Genomic DNA, 1,790 nt, shown 5'->3' with positions numbered 1-1,790 from the left:
GGGGTGATCGATCCCCTCCAGTTCGAGTTCGCGAGGCCTGACACCGGTGGCGATGACGATCTCGTCGAAATCCTGCAACTGCTGGACACCGGCTTCCGCGTTGAGGCGCAGCTCCACGCCAAGCAGCGCCAACCGGGTCGAGAAGTAACGCAGCGTCTCGGCGAACTCCTCCTTCCCGGGGATGCGCTGTGCCAACCGGAACTGGCCGCCGATCTCCGGATCACGCTCGAACAGCGTCACTCGATGCCCGCGCTCGGCGCAGGCCGTGGCCGCGGCCAGCCCCGCCGGGCCCGCTCCGACCACGGCGACCCGCTTGGAAGTCGCGGCCGGCGACAGCGTCAGCTCCGTTTCGTGACAGGCGCGGGGGTTGACCAGGCAGGAGGTCCACTTGCCCTTGAAGGTGTGATCTAGACAGGCCTGATTGCAGGCGATGCAGGTATTGATCTCGTCGACCCGGCCCTGCTCGGCCTTGGCCACCCATGCCGGATCGGCCAGAAAGGGGCGCGCCATGGAGACTAGGTCGGCATGCCCGCCGGCCAGTACGGTCTCCGCCACCGCCGGCATGTTGATGCGGTTGGTCGCGATCAGCGGTATCGAGATCGCCTCGCGTACCGCCCGGCCGACGGCCACGAAGGCGGCGCGCGGCACGCTGGTCACGATGGTCGGCACCCGCGCCTCGTGCCAGCCGATCCCGCTGTTGATCACATCCGCCCCGGCCTGCTCGACCGCCAGCGCCAGCGCCACGATCTCGTCCCAGGTGCTGCCATCCTCGACCAGATCGATCATCGACAGCCGGAAGATCAGCAGGAAGTCCGTACCGCAGGCTTCGCGGACCCGGCGCACGATCTCGAGCGCGAACCGGCTGCGATGCGGCGCGTCGCCACCCCAGGCATCGTCGCGATGGTTGGTACGGCGGCACAGGAACTGATTGATCAGGTAACCTTCCGAGCCCATGATCTCGACGCCGTCATACCCCGCGCGCTGCGCCAACCTGGCGCAGCGCACGAAATCCTCGATCTGGCGTTCGACCTCGTCGCCACTCAACGCCCGCGGCACGAACCGGTTGATCGGTGCGGCGATCGCCGAGGGCGCCACCAGATCCGGGGAGTAGGCATAGCGGCCCGCATGCAGGATCTGCAGGCAGATATGGGCCCCCTGCTCATGGACCGCCTCCACCACCGGCCGGTGCTGGTCGGCCTCGACCTCGTCGGTGAGCCTGGCGGCCCCCTGAAAGACCGCCCCTTCCGCGTTGGGGGCGATACCGCCAGTGACGATCAGGCCGACGCCGTGGCGAGCCCGCTCGGCATAGAACGCCGCCAGACGCTCGAAACCTTCCGGCGCTTCTTCCAGATTGGTATGCATCGAACCCATCACCAGGCGATTGCGCAGCGTCAGCGAACCTACCCGCAACGGGCGAAAGAGATTGGGGAAGTACGTCACGATCGAATCCACTCATGTCGGGGCGCTCACCGCCGGCAGCGGCTTTCAAACGCGCGTATGAACATCAGTGTAACGAAACCGCCGCCGAGAGCCATTGCACCAAAGCGGTATTTCCACCGCCAGGCGACATCGGAACGGAACGACGAGTCAGAGGGCCGTGAATCACAGCAAAGGCGAAGCAGGATGGAGTCGGGCAATGAAAGAGGCTTGGCGCCTGCAGGAGCCATCGCGAACGGGATGGCGAGAGATACCGATTGAAGCAGTAGACGTCGATGGCGGACCGGACGGGACTCGAACCCGCGACCTCCGGCGTGACAGGCCGGCATTCTAACCAACTGAACTACCGGTCC

At 66.1% G+C, this 1,790-nt stretch carries 1 protein-coding gene and 1 tRNA gene; both read right to left on the bottom strand.

The features are described 5' to 3' along the window. Positions 1-1,371: 2,4-dienoyl-CoA reductase FMN-binding domain-containing protein (locus tag AC3AYF_RS17715; protein ID WP_487780110.1), on the bottom strand; the 1,371-nt coding region annotated here is incomplete at its 3' end. A gap of 342 nt (positions 1,372-1,713) precedes the next feature. Next, positions 1,714-1,790, bottom strand: a tRNA-Asp gene (locus AC3AYF_RS17710).

It is taken from the genome of Salinicola sp. (genome assembly GCF_982684285.1).
The sequence above is the reverse complement of the archived record's forward strand: the minus strand, read 5'-3'. Positions and strand labels throughout refer to the sequence as shown.